Annotated in this window: 2 protein-coding genes; both read right to left on the bottom strand. The window is 79.4% G+C overall.

Annotated features, from left to right (window positions below):
- Nucleotides 1–1,180, bottom strand: a 1,180-nt coding sequence (locus ABZW32_RS39800) for a hypothetical protein (RefSeq protein ID WP_356225803.1), incomplete at its 3' end; no start/stop codon positions are given.
- Nucleotides 1,177–1,785 carry an alpha/beta fold hydrolase gene (locus ABZW32_RS39795; protein ID WP_356225805.1) on the bottom strand — a complete coding sequence of 203 codons (609 nt, stop codon included), beginning with the start codon at nucleotides 1,783–1,785 and terminating at the stop codon, nucleotides 1,177–1,179. The genes ABZW32_RS39795 and ABZW32_RS39800, both read right to left, overlap by 4 nt.
- Nucleotides 1,786–1,935 lie beyond the last annotated feature (150 nt).

Below are 1,935 nucleotides of genomic sequence, written 5' to 3'. Positions count from 1 at the left end.
GCCGGGTCGCGGCGAGGACGCGCAGGGCGGCGCGGGCGACGGCCCCGACGAGGTGGGCGCCCGGCCCGGGGTACGGGTCGGCCAGGAGGCCGGGGGGCGGGCCGTCGGCCGCGGCGCGCGGGTCGCGGGCGACGGCGGCGACCAGGACCGTGACGTGGGCCCCGGCGGGCAGCTCGTGCCCGGCGAGGGTGACGGCCTCGCGCGCGGTACGGGTCCGCAGCCGCACCGGCGGCGCGTCGCGCAGGGTCGAGGCGATGGCGGCGGCGGCTCCTTCGGGGCGGGCGGCCGGAGCGAGCGGGCCGCCCGGTTCGGCGAGGAGCCGGCCGACGGCGTGGGAGAGCAGGACGGCGGTGGGTTCGGCGCAGCCCACGGCCAGGGCCAGCGCGGCACGCAGGACGTCGGCGCGGTCGGCGTCGGCACGGTCGGCGTCGGCGCGGTCGGCGTCGGCACGGTCGGCGTCGGCGTCGGCTCCCGCTCCGGGCGGGGCCTCGGGCAGGGCCTCGGCGAGGAGGGCGGCCAGGGAGCGTTCGGCGGCCTCGCCGGCCTCGGCGACGGCGTGGGTCTGGGGGCACAGCAGGCCGTCCAGGGCGTGGCGGCAGCCGGACAGGTGGCGGACGAAGTCCCCGTGGACGGCTTCGGGCAGGCCGAGTTCGGCGGCGAGGACGCGGCCGACGAGGGGCCGGGCGAAGTCCTCGGCGAGGTCGAAGCGCGGGCCGAGTCCGGCGAGGAGGGTACGGGCCGCCGCTTCGGTCCGCCGCTCGACGGACGCCGGGTCCCCGGCCCGCAGGAGGGGCCCGCCGAAGGCGGTGAGGGCGCCCAGCCGCGCGGCGTCCGCCCGGTCCGGGGTGAGGGCGGGGCTGCGGTAGGGCAGCGGGTCGCCGCCCCCGGTCGCGCCGGCGGGGCCGGGCCCCTCGAAGGCGGGGTCGCCCAGGACCTGTCGCGCGACGGCCGGATCGGCGGTGACCCAGGTGTCCAGGAGGGTGCTGTGGTACAGGGGGCCGAGGGCGCGGACCCGCTCCTCGTACGGGTACGGGTCCTCGTCGCCGGCCCGCAGGACGAGGCCGTAGGGGTCGTCCTCGATGCCCGCGAACCACTGGGCGGCGCGGGTGAGCTGGTTCGCGCGGGCGCGGCGGGCGGTGTCCCGGGCCGGCGCTCCCCCGTTCAGCGTCTCGGAGGTCATGCCTCTCCTCGTCGTCGGTTGCCGCCGAACAGCGCGTCCAGCCAGCCGTCGACGGCACGGGCCGTGGCCGGGGCGTGCTCGGTCATCATCGTGAAGTGGTTGCCGGGGACGTCCGCGACGGTGTGGGCGGTGTCCCAGACGGACCGCCAGTCCTCGTCGGGGTCGGTCCAGTCGGCCATGGGCAGGGTGGCGCGCAGGTGCAGGACCGGGGCGCGGGTGGGCCCGGGCGTCCAGCCGAGGAGCAGCCGGTGGTAGGCGCCCATGGCGGTGAGCCGGGTGTCGTCGGGCGGTACGGGGCTGCGGTCCATGGCCCAGCGCAGCATGACGTCCCGCCAGACGCCCATCGCGCCGGGCGCGCGGGGGGTGTAGACGTCGGCGAGCACGAGGGCGGCGGGGCCGTCCCCCCGGGCTTCCAGGTGACGGGCGAGCGCGTGCGCGGCGTTGGCTCCGGCGGAGTGGCCGACGAGCGCGAACGGCCGGCCCGCCGCCAGCCCGGCGACGGCCTCGGCGTGGGCCGCGCACAGGGCGTCCAGGGAGTCGGGGAGTTCCTCCCCTGGCCGGAATCCGGGCTGCGGGAGGGCGGCGACGGTGCGGCGGCCCGCCAGGGCCGCCGCGAGGGCGGCGAACTCTCCGGGACCGGAGACGGCCGCCGCTGCTCATCGGTGTCGCGGGCACGGCGGCTAGCTCGTCTCCTTCTCGCCCTTGTCGTCCGAGTAGTCGAGCTCCTTCTGCGGACCGCCGACGAGCCGGCGCCC

The sequence above is a fragment of the Streptomyces sp. NPDC004667 genome (assembly GCF_040609475.1).
Taxonomy (GTDB): Bacteria; Actinomycetota; Actinomycetes; order Streptomycetales; family Streptomycetaceae; genus Streptomyces.
The sequence above is the reverse complement of the archived record's forward strand: the minus strand, read 5'-3'. Positions and strand labels throughout refer to the sequence as shown.